This is a genomic window from Fusibacter bizertensis (assembly GCF_029914245.1).
Lineage (GTDB): Bacteria > Bacillota > Clostridia > Peptostreptococcales > Acidaminobacteraceae > Fusibacter_C > Fusibacter_C bizertensis.
In genome coordinates this window covers 180,582-203,286 of sequence record NZ_JARYZI010000002.1, presented here as the reverse complement: position 1 = coordinate 203,286, position 22,705 = coordinate 180,582, and the positions used below count along the sequence as shown (strand labels likewise).

Genomic DNA, 22,705 nt, shown 5'->3' with positions numbered 1-22,705 from the left:
AGTGCCTAGTAAAGGAAGTTATACACTTGGCACACTATATCGCTTTTTTGTAGCCACTATTTTACAATTCGGTAATACGCTCTTGCTGTTAGAAAGTATACAAGCAAGTAAATTAGTCCGAAAGCTAAAATAGTTGCAAATGTACAGACTATAAACAAAGGTATGTTGGTAAAACTGAACAAGAACAAAAGTTTAGTGATGACATTAAAAGCAAAAGCGATATGGATTATTGCAAAAAGTAGGGGAAGGAAAAATACCATAACGATTTGTGTTTTAATGGTACGCTTAATTTCGGTCATACTCATCCCAACTTTCTGCATGATTTCAAATCTTATTTTATCATCATAGCCTTCAGAAATTTGTTTGTAGTAGATAATCATAACGGTAGCCATCAAGAATAGGGCACCAAGGAAAATTCCTATGAAGAAAAACCCACCATAAACTGAGAAGAAATCACTTTTAGCGAGGAGCTTACTTCTTACTGAAGTACTAGAGATATTGCTTGTAAGATCACTCATAAGTTCTTGATTAAAACGACTTAAATCAGCATTGTTTCCTGAGTTGTTGAAGGTTAATTGATAGTCAATTAATCTATCAGATTTTTTAGTTGCCGTTTCAACTAAATTGATCATCGTTTTTTCATCTTTAACGATAAAATAGTACTCAGTATTAAGTGGTTGAGATGCTTTGGTTATTCCACCAAAATGATCTAACTCGTTGACGATATTAAGTGTTTGACCTTCAAGTTTAATTTGATCAAAACCATAATTTTCACTATTGGTAAATAGAACAATTTGATCTGGGTCAAGTGTTAAATTTTCGCCTGAAAGCTGTTCATAATCGGAAGCGGTAACGAAGGTAATATCTACTCTTTTGGAGCTCACATCATATTGAATATCGTATTTTAGTTGATGATCACTTTTCAAAGTTGAGATATACATATACTTAAAACCATATCGATCAGTGATTTTGATATTGTTTTTTTCAGCAAGAAGATCAACTTTATCATTAATGACCTTAATGTCATTTGCTTCAGCGTCGTAATTACGAATATAAACATCGGATGGGAACTGAATATTTAACACATCTTCCATGCCAATATATAGAGAAACTGTAGTTGATAGTGTCACGAGTACTGCAGTGCTTAGGATGCAAATATTTGCTAGTCCAACTGCATTTTGTTTCATGCGGTAAATCATACCTGAAATTGACGTAAAATGGTTGGCCTTATAATAAAACGCCTTGTTTTTTTTGAGTAATTTTAGCGCTGCGATACTGCCTGCTATAAAGAGGAAATAAGTGCCAATCATAACCAGTATAACTGCAACGAAGAAAACCAAAAGTGCTTGAAGGGGTTCTTCAACAGTGAGTGCAAGAAAATAACCAGCACCAAGTGCAACAAGTCCTAAAAGTGTCATAATCCATTTTGTTTTAGGTTCTTTTTCACCAACCGCAGAGCCTTTTAATAACTGAATGGGGTTCGAAAGATGAATATGACCTAGATTGTAGATCAAAGTAACGAAAAAGACACTTGAAAAGAATAAAATGGTTAGCGTAATTGACGAGATCGATACAGTGAAACCCATTGTTACAGAAAAACTGAGAATTTTTAATAAAATTAGATACATGAGCTTGCTAAGAACCATACCGGAAATTAAACCGACGCCTATACAAATTACAGCGATGATCATAGATTCTAATAACAACATGATGCCTATATGTCTTTTTCCCATTCCTAAAATATTGTAAAGTCCAATTTCTTTCTTTCGACGTTTAATTAAGAAACTATTGGTATAAAACATAAAAATTGCTGAAAAAATAGCGATTACATATGTTCCGAAAGATAACATAAACTTTAGAGAATCTGAACCGGGCATGGTATTTAATCCCTCATTAACTGAAATGGCATGCATGATATAAAACATTGTGATGATGCCTATGTTCATCAGAATATAAGGTGCAAACAAACGTGCGTTTTTTCGGACGTTGGAGAATGCAAGCTTGAGGTAAAATGATTTAGTCAATGCGTTTTCCTCCTGTCGCAAGTAAAGTTAAAGTATCCGTAATTTTTTGATACATCAATTCATTTGTCATACTTCCTTTATAGATTTGATGAAATACTTCACCGTCTTTTATAAAGAGCACACGTTTTGCATGACTAGCGGCCTTCACACTATGTGTAACCATAAGAACAGTTTGTCCTTCATTGTTGATTTCTGAAAACAGACTTAATAGATGATCTGTGGACTTAGAATCAAGCGCACCAGTGGGTTCGTCTGCTAGTATAAGCTCAGGGTTTGTAATAAGCGCTCTTGCAACTGCAGCGCGTTGTTTTTGGCCACCCGAGACTTCATAAGGAAACTTGTGTAATAAATCTTCTATTTCAAGCTTCTTCGCTATTGGCTTTAGTCTTTTTTCCATCTCACGATATGGAGTACCTGCAAGTACCAGTGGTAAAAATATATTGTCCTGTAGGTTGAAATTATCCAATAAATTAAAATCTTGAAAAACAAATCCTAGATGATCTCGTCTGAAAGCAGAGAGTTTACCATCTTTTATACTTGAAAAAGAGTTGCCATTGAGTAGAATTTCTCCACTAGTTGGTTTATCTAAAGATGCGAGTATATTTAGAAGTGTTGTTTTTCCAGAACCAGATTCCCCCATAATTGCTACATATTCACCGACTTCAATTGAGAAAGTGACGTTTGAAAGTGCTACAACTTGATTTCCACCAAACCTAGTGGTATACACTTTTTTTAAGTTATTGATTTCCATTAATGACATTGAATCCTCCTTATTTGGTGCTCAGTAGTTTTAGCACCGGTCTTATGTATTAATTATATGAAAAAGAGAAATGCTAAACCATAAGTCTGGCTTACATTTCTCCCTATAACCTTACACTTTTGTAAGTTACTCTATGACGATAGGATCGCGTTCGATATGGATTGAAACCGTTGTACCTACACCAATTTCAGAAGTAACTTCTATTTGATGCGAGAGTTTTTTTAGTGCGCTTTTACAAAGATAGAGGCCAATTCCAGTAGATTTTTTATCCATTCTACCATTAAAACCAGTAAATCCTTTGTCAAATATCCTAGGTAAGTCCTCTGCCTGTATGCCGATTCCAGTATCTTTTATAACCAATCGTGCTGGACTTTGAAGGAGCGAGATGTTGATTTCTCCAGCATGAGTATACTTAAGTGCGTTGGATAGAATTTGTTCAAAAGCAAAACAAAACCATTTTTCATCTGTAAGAAGACTATATTCAATGGGAGCGAGATTTAATTTGATTCCTTTTTCAATAAAGAGAGTCCTGTATTTTCTAAGGGAGCTCTTAACTAGTTTTTCTAGTGAAAGGTTTTCGATTTGTAAATCGGAGCTTTCGCTTTCTAGCCTTAGATAATGAAGTACCATCTCGACATATTGTTCTATTTTAAAAAGTTCAGACTTTATGGTAAGGTTACGTTCGTTTGGATCGCTTTCGATGATCAAATAAAGTGCAGAGATAGGCGTCTTAATTTGATGAACCCAAAGCGTATAATAATCAACCATAGCCATGCGCTTATAATCCGATTCTGTTTCAAGTCGATGGTAGGCGTCAAACAAATCTCTGATATGTTTTTGATAATCGGCAATCAGCAAATCCTTTGGTTCGGGTAAGTCTTGTAGTGAGAGCGTGATATGATTAGACATTTCAGTCAACTGATTATGTGTTTTACAATACTTTGTGAAGCCATAAAAGAAAAAAATCATAGTGAAGAAAAAGGACAGTAAGAAAGCATATGCTACAACTTCTACCGGAATGCCGTATAAGTAAAATACAATTACGAAAATGAGTGCATATAAAATATAGAGAAGCCCAAATTTAATATGCCTTCTAAGATATGCCAGAAGAATTATAAAATTATTCAATCCAATAGCCCATTCCTTTCTTTGTACCAATCCAATCGTATAATTCGATTTCTTCGAGTTTCTTACGAAGTCGTGTCACATTAACAGTGAGGGTATTATCATCGACAAATTCGTCACTTTCCCATAAACGCGTCATTAAGTCATTTCTCGATACCACTTTTCCCGCATTCTCCATCAGCATCTGCAAGATTCTAAAGTCATTTTTAGTCAGTTCGATCTTTTGATCTTTGTAACTCACTGTAGTGTCATTTAAGTTGAGAATCACGCCTGTATGTTCAATCGCTCTTGTTTGTCCAGTAAAAGAGTAAGCCCTTCTAAGAACTGCTTGAATCTTTGCTACAAGAACTGTAAAATCAAAAGGTTTTGAGATAAAATCATCTGCGCCCATATTCATAGCCATCACAATATTGAGGTTATCAGATGCAGAGGAGATAAACAATATAGGGACTTTAGAAACTGCACGAATAGTAGCACACCAATGATAGCCATTATAATAGGGTAATGAGATATCTAATAGCACGAGATGTGGCTCAAAACTTATAAAATCAGACATGATATCTTTGAAATTCTTACAGCATAATACTTCGTAATCCCAATTTTCTAACAGCGTTTGTAAAGCTTTAGAAATAGTTGGATCATCTTCAACGATTAGAATTTTATACATAGGACCATCCTTTCGTGTGCAGGCTACTTCTATTTTAACAAATTTAACGTCGGATTACACATAATTTGAAATCTGTCTAAAAAATAAATCATACTGCTATATTAAATTGAGTATCTACAAAAAATTCAAAAAACTTAATTGACTTCAACATAGCAATATTTTATAATGTAAACAAATAGCGAAATAAAGAACGTTGTTCTCTATTTTAGAACGGCAATATCTGAAAAGGAGGTTTTTATGAATCAAGATGACATTAAGGTTAAATCCCTTTATAAAACTTTAAAAGTTTTAGAATGCTTTACTTCAAAAACACCAGAACTAGGGATCACAGAAATTGGTAATGCACTGGGACTTTATAAAAGCAATGTACATAATTTAATATCAACTTTAGAGTTTGCGGGTTATGTTGAGAAAAACCCTCTTAATTCAAAATATCACTTAACCAATAAAATGCTTGAATTTTCATATGTAGTGACAAGTCAACTTAACTACCAAGATGTGGTGTATCAAGTGTTAAAAAGGCTGACTGACGAACTAGGAGAGATGATGTATTTTGGTGTGCCTCATGGTACTCACGTTCTTTATATGTTCAATGCATATCCTCAAACTTATGACCACAACTATCCGATTCGCTCTATTATGGGAGAGAAAGCACCTATGTACTGTACTTCGCTAGGAAAGGCGATGATGAGTACAATGAGTGAAGTTGAGATTAGAGCATGTCTAGATATAGAGAAAGAAAAATTCACCCCGTTTACATTGATTGATGATGACGAGATTATGAAAGAAATCATGATTTCAAAAGAGCGAGGATATGCGTTAGATAACGTTGAGCATGAGCCTGATGTTAGATGTGTAGGGGTGCCTATATTTGGTAGAAGTCAAAACCTTATTGGAGCACTAAGTATCTCGGGTGCATCGCACAATTTTGATGATGAAAAGGTACACCGTTATGCAAGCATCCTCATAGATGCGGCTTATGAGATTAAGAGAAGGTTGTAACTGGTAAGCCAGTCAACATAGAATGAAAGATTATGGGAGGAAAAAAATGAGAAAGTGGTTAGCATTATTGTTAGCAATCGTTATGGTTTTCGCTATGGCAGCATGTACTAGCGAACCGAAAGCGACAGAGACAACAGAAGCATCAAGTTCTGAAGGTTCTACAGCAGGTCCTGCAGACAAAGACGTAACATTGATATTTTCAGTGAACGCTGTTCCTGGAGATGCACATTATGAAGCTATGATGAAGTTTAAAGAAGTAGCTGAAGCAAAATCAAATGGTTCAATTAAAGTAGACACATTCCATTCAGGTTCTTTGTTTAAACAAGACCAAGAACTTGCAGCTGTAAAATCTGGACAAGCAGATATCGTATATATGTCTGCATCTTGGCTTTCAGAGAGTTCACCTTGGATTTCTATGTTCAGTGCTGGTTATATGTTCAAAAGTTATGACCATATGACAGCTGCGCTTAATGGTGAAGTTGGACAAGAAGTATTTAATAAAGTAGTTGATGAACAAGGTGTAAGACCGCTAAAAGCATTTTATCTTGGAACAAGACAAATCAACTTAGTTAAAGATAAAGAAATTAAAGTGCCATCTGATCTCAACGGCATAAACCTTAGAATGCCAAACTCGGATGCTTGGTTATTCCTTGGAAAAGCACTAGGTGCAAATCCAACTCCAATCGCTTTCTCTGAGCTTTACATGGCACTTCAAACGGGAACAGTAGATGGTCAAGATAATCCATTGCCAACTGTTCAAAGTGCTAAGTTTTATGAAGTAACAAAATCTATCTCTATTACCAATCACCTTGTAGATAGTGTATGGCCAACAATTAATGAAGCAAAATGGCAATCGCTTAGCGACAACCAAAAACAAATCGTACTTGATGCAATGGAAGAAGCGAGAGCACTATGTGATGACTTAAACCTTTCAAGAGAAGCTGAACTTATTGAGTTTTTCAAAGAAGAAGGCTTAAACGTATATTATGCTGATATCGATGCATTTAGTGAAGAAGTACTAGCTAAATACCTTGAGAACAAAGACATGACTGCTACTTGGGATATGGACTTGTTTGATAAAGTACAAGAATTAGGTAAATAAACCTGAAGAGAGACTCAAGATCACAAACTTAGCCTTAAATATTCCCCAATATTTCAGTACGGCTAACTTGTGGTCTTAAGTCCCATCTTAAACTCTAATTATACAGCATTTGGAGGGACCTTGTGAATAAGATTAAGAGAAGTTTTTACATCATTCGCGATTTTTTTGAGATTTATCTACCTTTGTTCGCATTTATAGTGATGTTTCTAACCTTCATTATACAAATTATTGCACGTTATATCTTTAAATTCCCATTAACTTGGGCGTATGAAGTAACGGTTATTGGTTTTTCATGGACTGTAATTTTAGGCGCATGCTATGCAATGCGTTCTAGGTCGCATGTAAAATTTACACTGATCTACGATATGTTAAGCCCTAAGAAGGCTGCTTTTATTAGAATGTTAGGAAATCTAATTATATTATTCGCATTTGTAGCACTTATTGTCCCATCTTTTGAATATGTTAAATTTATGGATTTCCAATCAACTTCTGTGTTCAAAATCAAACTGAGCTGGATTTTTTCTGCCTTTATCTACTTTGTATTTTCGATGATAGGGTATACAGCAGTTGAGATTTACGAAGACTTTTGTACAATCCGTGGTAAAACGAAGCAGTCTTTAGAAAGTGGTGAACAGATATGAGTTTGGCGATGATTGTAACACTTGTTGTTTTTGTTTTAATATTTTTATTAAGAATGCCAATTTCACTTGGTATGATTGCAGCTGGAACATTCTATTTTATTTTTACAGGTACAGATTTAGGCTCAGTTGCCAATCACATTATGAACACATATTACTCTAACTATGTTATTATAGCTGTTCCTTTATTTATCTTTACAGCAAATGTTATGAACTCAGGTAAAGTAACAGAAATGATCTTTAAATTTGCAACAGGCCTTGCTGGCGGAAGAAGAGGCGCGCTTGGACATGTTAATGTCATCGCTTCACTTATCTTTTCAGGTATGACAGGATCTGCAATTGCAGATGCATCTGGACTTGGAAAAATGGAAATTGATGCCATGAAAAAAGCTGGTTATGACGATTCTTTTTCATGTGCGATAACAGCCGCATCAGCTACTGTAGGCCCAATTTTTCCACCAAGTATTCCCCTAGTTATGTATGCCATGCTGTCAGGGGCTTCAGTAGGAGCTCTGTTTCTTGGTGGAATGGTGCCAGCACTTTTAATATGTCTGGGGTTAATGATCTATGTAAGCGTAGTTTCTAAAGTGAGAAACTATCCTAGAGAAGAAAAAGTACCAATGAGAGCATTTTTGACCTTTACACTTCAGGCAATGCCTGCACTTTTAACACCAATTATTTTGTTGATGGGAATCTATACAGGAGTTGTAACACCAACAGAAGCAGGGGCCATTGCTGCTATTTATGCGATTTTAGTAGCTATTTTAGCTTATAAAGCAATGAACTTAAAAGGATTGCTCGACATCATAAAAGATACCATCAAGGACACTGGTTCAGTAAGTTTGATGGTTGGTGCAGCTGCTGTAATTTCATATATCGTAGCTAGAGAGCAGGTTGCATCAGAGCTAGGAACATTGGTTTTAAGTTTAACGGATAATAAATATGTATTTTTAATTGTTGTTAATGTGATAATACTGATCTTAGGTATGTTCATTGACACTTCAACCATTCAACTTGTTTTTGTACCTATTATGATTCCAGTTGCCAAGGCATTTGGAATTGACTTGGTTCATTTCGGCTTAGTAGTTACTTTGAACATGATGATTGGTCTATCAACGCCACCTTTTGGGATGCTCTTATTTATCACCGCAGGTATTTCAGGCACTTCGCTGAAAGCGGTAATGAAAGAGATCATGTGGCCAATAATTGCGATGTTAGCAATTTTATTGTTGATAACATTTGTACCTGAAATTGTTTTATTCTTGCCAAAAACTTTTGGCTTAATGTAGAAATTGTGAGGACTATCAATGAATTATGAATATAAAGGTGTCTGGCCTACAATGATTGCAGCATTTGACAATCAAAATCAGTTAGACATGAAAGCAAATAGAGCAATAACAGAGTACTTAATTAACCAAGGCAGTAACGGATTGTTTGCTGTTTGCCAGTCAAGCGAAATGTTTATGTTAAGTACTGAAGAGAAAGTCGCACTTGCAGAGTGTGTAGTTGATGCTGCAGCGGGTAGAGTTCCAGTAATTGGATCTGGTCATACTTCAGAATCTTTAGAGGAACAAATTGCCGAGCTTACAGCGATGTCAAAAACTGGTGTTGATGCAGTCGTGCTAGTGAGCAATCGCTTAGCAAAAAAAGAGGAAAGTTCGGAAGTGTTTATTAGCAATTTAAAAAAGATTTTAAATGCAATTCCAGATGTAAAGTTCGGTATATATGAATGTCCTTATCCTTACCTTAGATTGCTTTCAGATGAAGAACTTAAATGGTGTGCTGAGTCTGGAAGAATAATCTTCTTAAAAGATGTAAGTTGTAATTTAGAAACTGAAAAAAGACGCATAAAAGTAGTTGAAGGAACAGATCTTAAATTATTTAATGCCAATACAGAAACTTTGCTAGGTTCACTTAGAGCGGGTTACCATGGTTATAATGGTGTAATGGGTAATTTTCACATAGAAATTTACAAATGGTTATTTGACAACTATGAGACTTCACCTGATCAAGCTGAAGCGTTGCAATTACAGTTGACGGAACAAGGTAATATTGAGAAATACGCATATCCTATCAACGCGAAATACCATATGAAGCAATGTAATGTAGACATGACACTAAATTCGAGAAGATTACCAGTTGAAGCGTTTGACACTGATGCAAAAGCTAAAGTTGAGGATTTGATCAATTGGGAAAACAAAACTCGTCAATTATTTAATCTATAAGGAGTCGCTCATGTTAAAAGGTATACCTAGAATTATTTCTCCGGAGCTTTTAAAAATATTATGCGAAATGGGGCATGGCGATACACTTGTGATTGCAGATGGAAATTTCCCAGCTGCATCCTTATCGAGTAAGCTCATCACATTATCAGGTCACGGTAGTATAGCAGTTCTGGAGGCGATTTTAGAATTGTTTCCACTAGATGAAGCCCCAATCACCCAAATCGGTGTTATGGAGACTGCAGATCAATCTAAACCAGAGATTTGGGAAGCTTATGCTAAACATGCAACCGAGCTAGTACCTATTGAAAGGTATGCATTTTATGAAAAAGCTAAAAACGCATATTGTATAATTGCTACCTCAGAGAGTGCTTTGTATGCCAATGCTATTTTGACAAAGGGTGTTCTATAAATGAGGAAAAAAGATGAACTATACAGAAAGAGTCAATCGATCTATTAAAATAGAACGAGATGCAATAAATGAATTGCTTGAAAGTGCTGGGGTTAATTATGACCAAATATGTAGTATGATTCTTGCTTGTTCAGGTAAACTTGTGTTTATTGGCGTGGGAAAGTCAGGTCATATCGGTAAAAAATTAGCAGCAACTTTCTCAAGTACTGGAACACCGAGTTTTTTTGTCCATGCAACTGAAGCGGTACATGGCGACCTCGGAATGATTCAAGACAAAGATATTGCAATATTGATTTCCAATAGTGGCAATACAATGGAAATTCTAAATACGATTCCAACACTTAGAAAAATTGGATGTAAAACAATTGCATTTACTTCGGGTGAAAAATCAGAACTTGCAAAGCAATGTGATTATGCAATTGTGTATCCGTCTTTACCGGAAGCAGATCATTTAAAGCTTGCACCAACAACTTCTTCAACGATGACTTTGGTAATTGGTGATGCGATTGCATGTGCCTTATCAGAAGCGAGAGCGTTTAAAAGTGAAGACTTTCTACTGTACCATCCTGCTGGGAGTTTAGGAAAAAAACTCAAGGAGGAAACGGGAAAATGAAAAAACTTGCAGTTGTAGGGTCTTTTGTAATGGATCTAATTACACGCGTTAACGAGTTCCCACTTGAAGGACAAACATTAATATCAGATAATTTTAGATGTTTACCTGGTGGAAAGGGTGCCAATCAAGCCATGGCAGCGGCTAGACTTGGTGCAAATGTCATGATGTTTGGTAAACTAGGTACAGATAGTTATGGAGATACGTTTATTAGTGTGTTTAAGGAAGCTAAAGTTGATATAAGCCATGTTAGGCAAGTTGAAGAACTGCCTACAGCGATGGGGCTAATACAGATTAACCAACATGCAGAAAACAAAATCATTGTGGTGCCAGGTGCTAATTTTGGCTATACATTAGAAGACTTAGAAAGAGATTTTGAAAAAATATGTGAAGCTGATATAGTGATCACACAGATGGAACTTAAACCTGAAGTTACTTTTGAACTTATTGATAGATGCTACGCTAAGCAGATTCCTGTAGTATTGAATCCTGCACCAGCAGCTGATATTCCTAAGAAAATTTTGAGTAAGGTAACCTATCTCACGCCGAACGAAACCGAGCTTGAGATTTTATCTGGTGTGCCTGTTTACGATGAAGCATCAGCGGAAAAAGCGATTAAAGCTTTACTTGAGATTGGCGTAGGAACTGTAATTGCAACTCTTGGAAAAAAAGGTGCGGTTATTGGTAATCTTAGTGGCTTTGAATATGTTAAAGGATATAGTGTCAATGCGGTAGATACAGTTGCAGCAGGCGATTCCTTTAATGGCGCATTAGTGACAAGGCTAATCGAAGGGGATACTTTAAGCGGTGCAGTAGCATATGCCAATGCTGTGGGAGCACTTACAGTAACAAAGCATGGTGCAATACCTTCATTACCATTTTCAAATGAAGTAGAGGTTTTTAAAAAAGCCAATAGTTGATATAAGCAAAGTTTTTTAAATTAAGAGTTGATGGGAATTCACATTCCATATCAACTCTTTTTTTAGATCTAACTTTCATATGATATAATCGGAGTACACGATAGATGTTTTTGTCAACTTGGCATATTATTTTTCAAAAAATCGTTTGAATAAAGTTTATCTGGAAATAAATATAATAAGATGAATAAGGAGGTACAACATGTCAAATACAAGCTTATTACTCCCTTTCAGAAAAAAAGGGAACACAATGCAATTTTTAGTTAAAAATGAATATATCGCTGGTTGGGACGCACATCCTGATGTATGTGGTATATTGAATACAGTTACTAATGACTTATATGAAAAAGAAATGCTAGATCAATTGAAACTAGAAACTGATATCATCATTGATTCTGACGAACTCATCAGATTAGGTGTATGTGCAATCAAAAGAAACAGCGATCTTGTATGCTATTTATACTCAGCAGATTTAAGTAAGAGAAACGAGACTATTGAAGCTGAAATGGACAATTACCTTTGGATCAGTGAAGACAGATTGATGCAAAGTATTGATGCGCAACTGTTATCAGCTTATGCTAGACTAAAGTTCCTTTTGTTCTAATTTTGTTGACTTTTTTCTTTTGTAATGTTAAAATGAACAGTGTTCAAAAACGTAGGAGGATTCATGCCTAAAATAATTGATAACCCTACCGCAGCAATTCTTGAAGCTTCAAAAGAGATCCTTTTAGCAGATGGATACGATGGGTTAAACATGAGGCGTGTTGCAGTTAAATGCAATATTGCTACGGGTACCGTTTATAATTATTTTGAAAATAAAGACAGTTTAATCATTCAAATGATGATGGATTATTGGAATCAATATTTTAATGTCATTGATACAATTGATAATGAAGAAAAAGATTTTTATACTAAACTGGCTATGATTTATGATCATTTTAAACGTTTTACAGATGATTTTCATACTATATTTTTGACGCAGAGTTTTATGCTGGGTTATAAAGGAGATGCACATAGTAACCGGATGGATTTTATGATTAAACTTCAGAATCGATTAGCAGCGTTGATCAGTGTAAAAGCAAAAAATACTGGTAAAAGTATTGACGATGATGAAATTGCAGAATTTATCTTAGCAAACTTTGTAGCGATTTCATATGTACCCAGTTTCACCTACCAAAAGTTTCATAAAATATTATTCGCTATCTTAGGGTAGCGATTTTTATGAATCAAAATGAACAATGTTCATTATAAAATTAGAGAGGTTAAATATGAAAAAAAATAACGGATTTATACTTGTTTTATTTCTGCTTGGAATTTTCTTAGGCGCAATTGATAGTGGTATAGTTTCTCCAGCAAGAGAAATTATCCAACATGGTTTCAACATTTCGGCATCATCAGGAATTTGGATGATTACTATTTATACGCTTGCTTATGCAGTGTCTATGCCAATTACAAGTAAGTTGGCTGATAGAGTGGGTCATAAGAAAGTGTATACGATAAGTATTATGATATTTGCTATAGGCTCATTGTTATGCGGACTTACAAATTATTTTAATATCTACCCATTATTCCTTGCTGCTCGAGTTATACAAGCACTTGGCGCAGGAGGTATTTTACCTATTGCAACTACGGTTATCGGTCAGAGTTTTCCAGAAGAAAAAAGAGGTACTGCACTTGGATTTGTTGGGATGGTCTATGGCGTAGCAACGATTATCGGCCCTACACTGGGAAGTGCAATAATAAGCTGGGTGGGGCAAGAAAATTGGGGTGCAATTTTCTTGATTAATGTTCCGATTGCCATTGTGATCCTGGTAATGGCACGGGGGATTCCCAACACTAAAAATGAAACTGAAAAGCCTATAGACTTGTTAGGGTCTGTTGTCCTTGCAGGATTTATAGGGAGTTTGATGTATGCACTTACAAATCTAGATTTCTTTAATTTTAAAGAATCGTTTATATCGACAGATTTTTATCCATTCTTAATCGTTGCTATTGTATTATTACCTATCCTTGTCTTCGTTGAGAGAAAGGCAAAAGATCCAATTATCAATTTGTCTTTTTTTACAGAAAGACAGATGTTGACTACGATGCTTATTGCTTTTATATCTGGCGTGGGGTTAATGGGAATGGTGTTTGTACCTCAATTTGCTGAAAACACATTGAAGATTAGTGCAGGTAAAGGGGGTTATCTTGTTACTTTACTGGCGTTGTTTTCAGGTATAGCAGCTCCTATTAGTGGAAAACTTCTCGACAAAAAAGGTGGCGCATTTGTACTTCGAATTGGCTTTTTCTCAAGTGTCTTAGGGACGTTGTTCTTAGCACTTGTGGCGGCTAAAACATATAGCTTTTTGCATGTGTTTGTAGGGCTTGCACTAATGGGGATAGGTGTTGGATTTACCATGGGAGCGCCACTAAATTATCTCGTACTCAATCGTGCATCAAAAGAAAATGGTGCGAGTGCGCTTGCTACAATGTCACTTGTTAGGTCGATTGGTGTAGCTGTTTCTCCAAATATTATGATAGGTTTTATAGTAAGTGCAGGACAAAATGTTGTGGGCAATGTCACAAGTGCTATCATGCCAGCAGGGATGAGTTTCTCAACTAGCGAGGGCTCAGATATACCTCGTGAAGTGATGCAGCAACTTCAGGCTGCTGATGTGACAAATATAGCACAGAGGTTGATGCAATTTTTAACATATGTGATTCCAGAGGACATAAAGAAGTTTGCACTACCTGCTCTTGAAAAATCTCAGGATGTTATGACAAATGTTTATCAGAGCACTATCAATGAGGGGTACTCACAAATGTTCTTGACAACGGCAGCCGTCGCAACAGTTGGTTTTTTATTAACATTATTTTTGAATTCTAAAAAACAAACGATACTTTAATCGAATTCTATATTTCAATAACATTTTAAACCACAAGTTGAATTAATTTTCTTGTGGTTTTTTTATATTTAATCATGATAATATAGTTAATAATACAAAATGAAGATAATTAAGATGAAAAAAGGGTAAATTACATAAAGAGGATTATAACTTTTCTATGGGAGCGGAGATGGGAATTCGGGAGAAAACACAAGAAATCGTAAATCTGATGACGGTAGAAGAGAAAGCTCAAGTTTGTGTGGGAAAAAACTTTTGGGAAATTGAAGGTGTTTCTAGATTGGGGATAAACTCAATTAAAGTTGCAGATGGTCCACATGGTCTTAGAAAACAATCCGCCGATGCAGATCATCTTGGAATCAATGAGAGTGTACCAGCTACGTGTTTTCCAACTGCCAGCTTACTGGCGAGTACTTGGAATCGTGAGTTAATTCATAAGATGGGCAATGCCTTGGCAAGGGAGTGTGTCGCTGAGGATGTTTCTGTACTTCTTGGGCCAGGCGTTAACATCAAGCGGTCACCTTTAGGAGGCAGAAATTTCGAGTATTTTTCAGAGGATCCTTTTGTATCGAGCGAAATTGCTATAGCTTGGATTAATGGTGTTCAAGAACTGGGTGTTGGTGCATCACTTAAACATTTTGCTGCTAATAATCAAGAATACAGGAGGATGCTTATTGATACCATAGTTGATGAACGCACACTAAGAGAGGTTTATCTATCAAGTTTTGAAGAAACGGTAAAGCTGGCAAGTCCTTCAACTGTGATGTGTGCCTATAATCGTCTTAATGGAACTTATTGCAGTGAAAACAAATGGTTATTAACAGATGTTTTACGTGATGATTGGTTATACAAGGGTGTTCTTATAACAGATTGGGGTGCTACAAATGATCGTGTTAAAGGTCTAACTGCGGGTCAAGATGTTGAGATGCCAGGTGTAAATGATGAAAATATCCATAAAATTATAAGTGCTGTTGAATCAGGAAAAATAACTATGAAAGAGTTAGATGGCACTGTTGGTAGAGTTGTTTCATTACTATTAGAAAAAAACAATAATCATAAAAGTGATTTTGGTAATTTTAAAGCCGAACATCATAAACTTGCGAGGGAGATTGCAAGTGAAGGAATCGTTCTATTAAAAAATGATGGTATATTGCCACTATCTAAAAATGATAAAGTTGCTATAATAGGTAATATGGCATGGAGTCCGCGTTATCAAGGTAGTGGTAGTTCTTTTATGAATCCGACGCAGCTTGATACAGTATATGAGTGTCTAAAATCGCGAATTGAAAATGATGAAGGTGTTTACTTTTCGAAAGGCTATATAGATGATGATATAATAAACCAACAGCTTGTTGATGAGGCTGTTAGCGTTGCACAAAGCGCTAGTGTAACTTGTATTTTTGTTGGACTATCAGAAAGCTACGAATCGGAAGGCTTTGATAGAACTGAACTAACTTTGCCTAAGTCTCATGAAAACTTAATCAAAGCAATTTTACATGTAACTTCTAATGTTGTAGTTGTGCTTAGTAATGGTGCACCAGTATGCATGCCTTGGAAAGAGGAAGTTTCTGCAATAATAGAAGGTTATTTAAGTGGTCAAGCTGGCGCTAGTGCAATGCTAGATATTATTTTTGGAGATATAAATCCAAGTGGTAAACTTGCAGAGACTTTTCCTGAAGAGACAGAGGTATCACAATATTTTAAAGGTTCTAAAAAATCTATTTTGTATAAGGAAAATATATACGTTGGCTATAAATACTATGATCGATTTGGAGGCAAAGTTGCTTTTCCTTTTGGACATGGACTAAGTTATACAACTTTTGATCTGTGGGATAATGAAGTCATAATAAACTATGCTGATGGAATATTTGATGGTGTAACCGCTAGCATTAACCTAAGTAATATTGGCCACAGAAAAGGCAAAACTGTTGTACAAGCCTATGTTTCAGCGGTAGATGGGAAGGTTCATCGCCCTCTGAAAGTTTTAGGTCAATTTGAAAAAATAGAATTAGAAGCCAATGAATCTAAAAGAATCACACTAGAATTGAAGAAAAGAGCATTTGAAATATATAACACGAAAACGAAGCGTTGGCATGTAGAACCAGGTAGATATAATATATTAATTGGATTTTCATCAGTAGATCTACCACTTAAAGCGCAGATTGATATTCCAGTTGAAATGTCAGATGGAGAAGTCGAGTTAACAAAAGCAGACCAATTTTATATTCAGTCTTATGATCAAAGACTACAAATAAGTGATCAGGAATTTTTAGAGTTATATGGGCTTCAGGCACATCTTGATGATATTTATAATCGCCAAAACTATGACCTCAATACACCTATTTATGAGATGAGAAAGACTATAATTGGAAGTCTTTTGATGCTTGTCATTAAAGTAGGTGTGAAAGTTAACATGAGAAAACAGAAGAATGCTGGTATGAAGAAAATGATAGCAAGTATAATAGAAGAAGTGACACTTAGAAATCTTGTGATGATGACTGGTGGTATCATTACACACAAAATGACAGAAAGTTTTTTAGTAATGTCAAAAAATGGTTTTTTTACTGGTTTGAGACATTTTCTAAAGAAATCTGATCGATAATGGAGAGGTGAACTATGTATAAAAAAGTCAGTATAAGTCTTATCTTGGTACTGATTTTATCGTTTTCAATGAGCTTTGCGGCACCAAGTGCTTGGTCAAAAGACACGATAAATCAGGGCATTTCAGCGGGATTGATTCCAAGCCCATTACTCAATCAGTTTCAAGATAATATCACAAGAGAACAGTTCTCCGGTATGATTTTAAGTTTATATGAAAAATTAAGCGGTGAAGCAGTTGCTTTAAATATTGATAACCCATTTACAGATACAACAAATGTAGAAATTCTTAAGGCATATCAAGTTGGCATTATATCGGGAACTGGAGGTGGTAAATTTTCACCTAGTGCAAGTATCACTAGAGAGCAAATTGCAGTCATGTTTTACAAATGTATAAAATTGGCTTCTCCTAGTGCTATCTCAAATGTATACCCAGTTGATTTTGCTGATAATGAGTCAATCTCATCATGGGCGACTGAAGCCATTGGTTTTATGAACTATAATGGGTTGCTTTCAGGTACAGGTGATAACAAAGTCGCACCTAAAGGTAATGCTTCTCGCGAGCAGGCGATGGTTTTAGTTACAAATACGTATCAAAAATTTGAAGGTACTAATTTGGTCAAATCAGAATTAAAACCTTCTGAAATATCCAAAAGAGTAAGTCCAGCAATTGTATATATCGAAACATATGATGCTCAAGATGAGCTGCTGGGTACGGGTAGTGGTATCAACATTGCAGTTACAGGGAAAATTTTCACGAATTTTCATGTTATTGAAGGGGCAAGTAAGGTTACAGTAAAATTCGTAAGTGGTGAAGTTTATGATGTTTCAAATGTACTTGCTTATGATGTAGATCGAGATGTTGCTGTTCTTAAAATCACCGGAGTAAATTTACCAACAGCAATTTTTGGAAACTCAAGTTTACTTGAGAATGGTGAAGAAATTTTGACAATAGGAAGTCCAATCGGTTTGGAAAATACTATCTCAGATGGGCTAGTGAGCAATCGGTCAAGACAAATCGAAGGTCAAAATTATCTCCAAATATCTGCTCCTATTTCTCCTGGAAGTAGTGGAGGCGCACTTGTGAATCTGTATGGCGAAATAGTTGGGATCACATCAGCACAATTTATAAGTGGACAGAACCTTAACTTGGCGATTCCTATTAATGAGGTTAAAAAATATGCCTCAAGTAATAATAGTATTACGCTAAAAAGCCTAAAGGATTTAACCATCACTAAAAGAATTGATTTTGAAGATGGCGGTTATTACATTGGTGAAGTTATAGGTGGGGTTCCTGAAGGAAAAGGTACAATATACTATGTTAATGGTGACCAATACACAGGTGACTTTGTCGATGGACTAAAAGAAGGCAATGGCATCTATACTTGGGAAAATGGAGATTACTACGAAGGTGAGTTTTTTATTGATTATATGCATGGTGATGGTATATACACCTATGCTGATGGTTTGATATTTAGTGGCAGTTGGTTCTATGATGAGGTTGCGGAAAATAATATGATTCCAACGCCTTATGCTAAAGCTGTATCAAATTCTAATCTTGAAATTGGATGGGAAGACAATCAACTGGGATGGTATTATCATATCTACTATGCATATGCAGAAGATGGACCTTGGTATACCTTTGAAGATGAATATGGTTATCCAAGTGATTTGGTTTGGTTAGATACGTATTCAGCAAATTTATATGATATAACACCTGGAACTACTGTTTATATCACTATGACCTCATATATTTTTGACATAGAATCAGATTACAGTGAAATAATTGAAGTGAAAATGCCGTAAATAAAAGCCATTCCTCACAACAGCTTAACGCTAACAATGAGGAATGGCTTTCATTATTTCTGAGGATTGATAAAGTTTAAAGATTGTTCTAAAAGTGACATATCGACGGAGCGTTGATTAATATATAGATCTGAAAGGGCTTGGGGTGTCAAGTCCTTTCCAGATTTTATCCACTCGATTAAGACTGCAGTAGCAAGTGCTGCTCTCATCGCAATAAAATAATTGTAGTTAGGAATCTCTACTTGTGGATATTCAGAACGTAGTGATTCAATCATGCCAACAAATGCAGAACTAATTATGCTTTCGTTTTCACTTTTGATTATTAACTCAATGAGTTCAGAGTGACGATCCCAATAGTTTAAAAAGGGAAGAATAAAAGTTTCGTCAATACTGTGAATTTGATTTTGTACTAATTCTCCTAGTAGGTATCTACCACATTGGATGTAGATTTGATCACACCGGTATTTTAAAACATCCTCTATTGAATCAAAGCATCTATAGAAGGTAGCACGGCCTATTTTTGCAGTTTTCACGATATCTGTAACAGAAATATCTTTATAGTTTTTCACATGAGATAATTCTCTAAGTGCTTCAAAAGCTAAATCTGCGGAATTGATCGCACGTTTATCTGTGCTAACATGATACATGTTTATCTCCTTACTTTTTAAGTTGCTGATTTAGTTCATCGATTTCATTAGTGCTGAAGAACAAAGCTTTAATATGATGCCAAGTGTCAAAAGCAACTGCGATACCAACGCCAAGCACTGATAAATTCAGTGTTATTTGAGTAATAGTTCTTAATGTGGCAAGTTGGTTCGTATTGTTAAGGACACTATAATCAATAATTCCAGGTTTGAATACAATATATGAAAAAATACCGAGTCCAATAAGACTGATAATTATATCTGCACATCTAGTGAACAGTTCCCACTGACCTTTTATAAGCAAATAAATATTCAAAATAATATTTAGACCCCAAATGATGTTGATAAATACCAATATCTGATTAAACCCGTCTAAATTAAGTACTTGAATAAAACCAACAGTTCCTAATACAGAATAGTATATACCCAATTTGAAATAATTGAGCCATATCATAGCAAGAATAGTGAAAACGATTGTAGCAATACTATGCGATGTCTTAATTCTGTGTTTTTCAGGTGCATACTTTGAAAGTGACTTTATTGACCACTTATCATTATCCTCAATGGCATTTACTTTTTTACTAATTAAAATAAATATAATAGTGATCATTCCAAATGATGATAAACTAGCCTCCCATATATGTGATAGGAAATTTATAAAAGCACTCACGTAATCATTACTGTTCACTTGAGCTAATTCAATAAATCCTGTTACTGCAAGTGCGATGCTAACAGCTAATATCGAAAATTTCACCACCATCCAGTAGATAGGAATCAGTTGACTACTGATAATAGAGTATGGTTTGCCCATATATGCTTCTGCGACACTTTTAGGAGACCCCATGGCGTAGATCACTTTTTCAATTTGGGCTTCAGTATAGTCTACTTTTCCATACTCAGAGAGAAGTTGTTCGTAGATAGTCGTTTCAACCTCCAAAGCAATATCGTCTCTTTGATTTGTGGGGAGATATTTTCCAATGGTGTAAGTATAGTCTTTAATTAACATTTTAACGCTCCTTTCCAATAAGTCTTGATATAGAGTTATCTATAGAAGACCATTCTATAATCAGTGCATTTCTTATTCGTATACCTTCTTCGCTAATTTTGTAGTAACGCCTAGGTCTGTTATCTTCTAATTGCCAGATTGATTCCAAAAGACCTTGCTTTTCTAATCTCCTTAGTAAAGGATATAAAGTATTTTGATCGATTTCCAAATGATAAGCTGCAAGAGCTTGTATCAAAGAATAACCGTATTGCGGTTCATCCATTTGGGTTAAAACAGCTAAGACCAATGTGCCTCTGCGCATTTCCTGAAGTGTATTGCTTAATAATTTATCAAATTCACTCATTGTATCACCTCTTGATGACATTATACTGTGTATCGCACAGTAATGTCAACTAAAAATATAAGATGATGTAACAAAATCTTCGAGCAATTAGCTCTCAGATGTTGTCACAAGGTAGTTATGACTTAAAAAAAACCACAGTGGCTGTTTTAGCCTCTGTGGTTTACTTGGTTAAGTAGTGCTTCATGTGCTTCATAATTTGGTATGATACTGCCTAGTAATCTCCAAAATGAACGGTCATGGTTCAGATGTACCATATGGCACATTTCATGTACAATGACATAGTCGATGGCTTCAGGTGCTTTTGTAACGAGTAAATAGTTAAATGTTAACTCACGAAGATGATTGCAAGAGCCCCATTTTTTTATGCTCCGTTCAATCGTGATCTTCCTGGGTTTTAGCTTAAAGTAACTTTGATAGTGACGGATACGTTTTTCAATAAGGCGCTTACTTTGTTTGAACAAAAAAGTATCGATTGCCTTATCCAACATTTCTTTAGTTAATTCACTATATTCAGGTGCTAAACTAATTACTAATTTATCTTGGAGCAATTTAATTTCAGTTTTTTTACTAGTTGTAGCTGTTTGATAAAGGGGATACAATTTTCCAAGATAGTGAAGGCTCAAATCAAGTGATGTTAATTGCATATGTTATTTTTCCTCAAATTGCTTTACTTCTAAGCCTTCTGAATCAGTACTAAACACAACATAGCCATTGTAGCCTAATTTGCTAAGTTGAGAGAGTTGTTTGCCTAACTTTTTCTTTTGCTTATAAAGAGAAACGACTGCATAAGACTTTCTCAAGGCAACAGCACTTTGGATGACTGCACTTAATGGTTGATCATCTGAGAATAGAAGTGCAATTTTTTCACCATCAGTTGAGAGTTTATCTTCTGATAATAGCAAATCAACAATTCGTTCAAATCCTATTGAAAAACCTACTGCAGGGACATCAACCCCCGATATCTTACCTACCATTTTGTCATATCGGCCACCGCCAGCGATTGCGTAACCAAGATCGCTGTACGTAATCTCAAATATTGTGCTGGTATAATACCCCATGCCTCTAACTAGTGTAAAATCAAATTCAATATTGAATCCATCTTCGATTGACTGAATAACTTCAATGATTTGTTTTAGATTTTCATAGCCTTCTGGGCAAGCTTCCTTTATGCCCTCAATACCATCTTTTGATAACGAATCAGTTAAATCCAATAAATCTTGAACAGATGTTTCAGAATAGTCTTTAGAAAGTAATTCCTTTTTTACACCATCTATCCCGATTTTATCGAGTTTATCTAAAGTGATAGCGATATCGGTAAAAACTTCTTCTTCAAAACCTGCGCGCATAACAATTGCTTTCAATATTCTTCTGTCATTGATCTTGATTGTGAAATTTTCAAAAGACAATCTTTTTAGAGTACTTGAGATTGTTTGAATGATTTCAATTTCAGCTAAATTACTATCATCACCGATAACATCGATATCACATTGTGTAAATGCACGGTAACGTCCTTTCTGAGGACGTTCTGCTCTGAATACGGGCCCCATTTGTAAGGCTTTGAAAATAGTAGGTAGTTCATTGCGATTATTTGCATAAAAACGCACTAAAGGTAAGGTCAAATCAAAACGTAAGCCATAATCCGCTAAATTTTCAGGATTTGATAAGTCAGCATTTTTTAGTTTGTCGCCTCTCATCATGATTTTGAAAAGCAGTTTTGAATTTTCACCACCATCGCCACCTGTTAAGTTGCCTATATTTTCAATAAAAGAAGTCTCAATTTCAGTGAAGCCACTTTTTTTATACTCGTCACGTATTTCTCGCATGACATATTCTCTAATTTCCTTTTCACGGGGTAAGAAGTCTCTCATTCCCGTTGGGGGTAATGTTGTATACATACTGCCTCCTAATGTTTTGTTGGTATATTATATCATGAACGCATTAACC

22 protein-coding genes are annotated in these 22,705 nt (G+C 35.4%); 13 read left to right on the top strand and 9 right to left on the bottom strand.

Annotated elements, in window-relative coordinates; all coding sequences use genetic code 11:
* Positions 1-56: 56 nt before the first annotated feature.
* The 4 genes from QE109_RS04275 to QE109_RS04260 form a co-directional block, all read right to left on the bottom strand.
* Positions 57-2,024, bottom strand: coding sequence for an ABC transporter permease (locus tag QE109_RS04275; protein WP_281093162.1), 1,968 nt, complete (start codon positions 2,022-2,024; stop codon positions 57-59).
* Positions 2,017-2,784, bottom strand: a complete 768-nt coding sequence (locus tag QE109_RS04270; protein WP_281093161.1) for an ABC transporter ATP-binding protein — start codon at positions 2,782-2,784, stop codon at positions 2,017-2,019. The genes QE109_RS04275 and QE109_RS04270 overlap by 8 nt, the downstream gene beginning before the upstream one ends.
* Positions 2,785-2,910: 126 nt before the next feature.
* Positions 2,911-3,753, bottom strand: coding sequence for a sensor histidine kinase (locus tag QE109_RS04265; RefSeq protein ID WP_281093160.1), 843 nt, complete (start codon positions 3,751-3,753; stop codon positions 2,911-2,913).
* A gap of 151 nt (positions 3,754-3,904) precedes the next feature.
* Positions 3,905-4,576 carry a response regulator transcription factor gene (locus QE109_RS04260; protein WP_281093159.1) on the bottom strand — a complete coding sequence of 224 codons (672 nt, stop codon included), beginning with the start codon at positions 4,574-4,576 and terminating at the stop codon, positions 3,905-3,907.
* 237 nt (positions 4,577-4,813) lie between these two features.
* Here QE109_RS04260 and QE109_RS04255 point away from each other — a divergent pair, with 237 nt between their 5' ends.
* From QE109_RS04255 to QE109_RS04195, 13 genes are all read left to right on the top strand, one after another.
* The gene (locus QE109_RS04255) at positions 4,814-5,578 is read left to right on the top strand and encodes an IclR family transcriptional regulator (protein WP_281093158.1); all 765 of its coding nucleotides are present in this window, start codon (positions 4,814-4,816) and stop codon (positions 5,576-5,578) included.
* A 46-nt stretch (positions 5,579-5,624) separates the two neighbouring features.
* Positions 5,625-6,680 (top strand): sialic acid TRAP transporter substrate-binding protein SiaP, encoded by a 1,056-nt coding sequence (locus QE109_RS04250; protein WP_281093157.1) that lies wholly within the window; start codon positions 5,625-5,627, stop codon positions 6,678-6,680.
* A gap of 122 nt (positions 6,681-6,802) precedes the next feature.
* Positions 6,803-7,321 carry a TRAP transporter small permease gene (locus QE109_RS04245; protein ID WP_281093156.1) on the top strand — a complete coding sequence of 173 codons (519 nt, stop codon included), beginning with the start codon at positions 6,803-6,805 and terminating at the stop codon, positions 7,319-7,321.
* Positions 7,318-8,607, top strand: coding sequence for a TRAP transporter large permease (locus QE109_RS04240; RefSeq protein WP_281093155.1), 1,290 nt, complete (start codon positions 7,318-7,320; stop codon positions 8,605-8,607). Before QE109_RS04245 ends, QE109_RS04240 begins: the two co-directional genes overlap by 4 nt.
* 18 nt (positions 8,608-8,625) lie before the next feature.
* Positions 8,626-9,543 carry a dihydrodipicolinate synthase family protein gene (locus tag QE109_RS04235; RefSeq protein ID WP_281093154.1) on the top strand — a complete coding sequence of 306 codons (918 nt, stop codon included), beginning with the start codon at positions 8,626-8,628 and terminating at the stop codon, positions 9,541-9,543.
* Between the two features lie 10 nt (positions 9,544-9,553).
* The gene (locus QE109_RS04230) at positions 9,554-9,952 is read left to right on the top strand and encodes an RbsD/FucU family protein (RefSeq protein WP_281093153.1); all 399 of its coding nucleotides are present in this window, start codon (positions 9,554-9,556) and stop codon (positions 9,950-9,952) included.
* 13 nt (positions 9,953-9,965) lie between these two features.
* Positions 9,966-10,565 (top strand): KpsF/GutQ family sugar-phosphate isomerase, encoded by a 600-nt coding sequence (locus QE109_RS04225; protein WP_281093152.1) that lies wholly within the window; start codon positions 9,966-9,968, stop codon positions 10,563-10,565.
* Positions 10,562-11,482: a ribokinase gene (gene rbsK / locus QE109_RS04220; RefSeq protein WP_281093150.1), complete on the top strand. Its 921-nt coding sequence runs from the start codon at positions 10,562-10,564 to the stop codon at positions 11,480-11,482. Before QE109_RS04225 ends, rbsK begins: the two co-directional genes overlap by 4 nt.
* Before the next feature lie 199 nt (positions 11,483-11,681).
* Positions 11,682-12,083 carry a hypothetical protein gene (locus QE109_RS04215; protein WP_281093149.1) on the top strand — a complete coding sequence of 134 codons (402 nt, stop codon included), beginning with the start codon at positions 11,682-11,684 and terminating at the stop codon, positions 12,081-12,083.
* A 63-nt stretch (positions 12,084-12,146) separates the two neighbouring features.
* Positions 12,147-12,692, top strand: a complete 546-nt coding sequence (locus QE109_RS04210) for a TetR/AcrR family transcriptional regulator (protein ID WP_281093148.1) — start codon at positions 12,147-12,149, stop codon at positions 12,690-12,692.
* Positions 12,693-12,747: 55 nt separating this feature from the next.
* Positions 12,748-14,367 (top strand): MFS transporter, encoded by a 1,620-nt coding sequence (locus tag QE109_RS04205; RefSeq protein ID WP_281093147.1) that lies wholly within the window; start codon positions 12,748-12,750, stop codon positions 14,365-14,367.
* Positions 14,368-14,536: 169 nt separating this feature from the next.
* Positions 14,537-16,966: a beta-glucosidase gene (locus QE109_RS04200; protein ID WP_281093146.1), complete on the top strand. Its 2,430-nt coding sequence runs from the start codon at positions 14,537-14,539 to the stop codon at positions 16,964-16,966.
* A gap of 14 nt (positions 16,967-16,980) precedes the next feature.
* Positions 16,981-18,768, top strand: coding sequence for a trypsin-like peptidase domain-containing protein (locus QE109_RS04195; protein WP_281093145.1), 1,788 nt, complete (start codon positions 16,981-16,983; stop codon positions 18,766-18,768).
* Between the two features lie 53 nt (positions 18,769-18,821).
* Here the strand turns inward: QE109_RS04195 and QE109_RS04190 are convergent, their stop codons facing one another.
* The 5 genes from QE109_RS04190 to hisS form a co-directional block, all read right to left on the bottom strand.
* Complete coding sequence (locus tag QE109_RS04190) at positions 18,822-19,415, bottom strand: TetR/AcrR family transcriptional regulator (protein WP_281093144.1); 594 nt, start codon at positions 19,413-19,415, stop codon at positions 18,822-18,824.
* A 10-nt stretch (positions 19,416-19,425) separates the two neighbouring features.
* Positions 19,426-20,418 carry an HAAS signaling domain-containing protein gene (locus QE109_RS04185; RefSeq protein ID WP_281093143.1) on the bottom strand — a complete coding sequence of 331 codons (993 nt, stop codon included), beginning with the start codon at positions 20,416-20,418 and terminating at the stop codon, positions 19,426-19,428.
* A 1-nt stretch (position 20,419) separates the two neighbouring features.
* Positions 20,420-20,782 carry a PadR family transcriptional regulator gene (locus tag QE109_RS04180; RefSeq protein ID WP_281093142.1) on the bottom strand — a complete coding sequence of 121 codons (363 nt, stop codon included), beginning with the start codon at positions 20,780-20,782 and terminating at the stop codon, positions 20,420-20,422.
* A gap of 125 nt (positions 20,783-20,907) precedes the next feature.
* Positions 20,908-21,405 carry a M48 family metallopeptidase gene (locus QE109_RS04175; RefSeq protein ID WP_281093141.1) on the bottom strand — a complete coding sequence of 166 codons (498 nt, stop codon included), beginning with the start codon at positions 21,403-21,405 and terminating at the stop codon, positions 20,908-20,910.
* Positions 21,406-21,408: 3 nt separating this feature from the next.
* Entirely contained in the window at positions 21,409-22,656 is a 1,248-nt protein-coding gene (hisS, locus tag QE109_RS04170; protein WP_281093140.1) for a histidine--tRNA ligase, read from the bottom strand.
* Between the last annotated feature and the right edge of the window lie 49 nt (positions 22,657-22,705).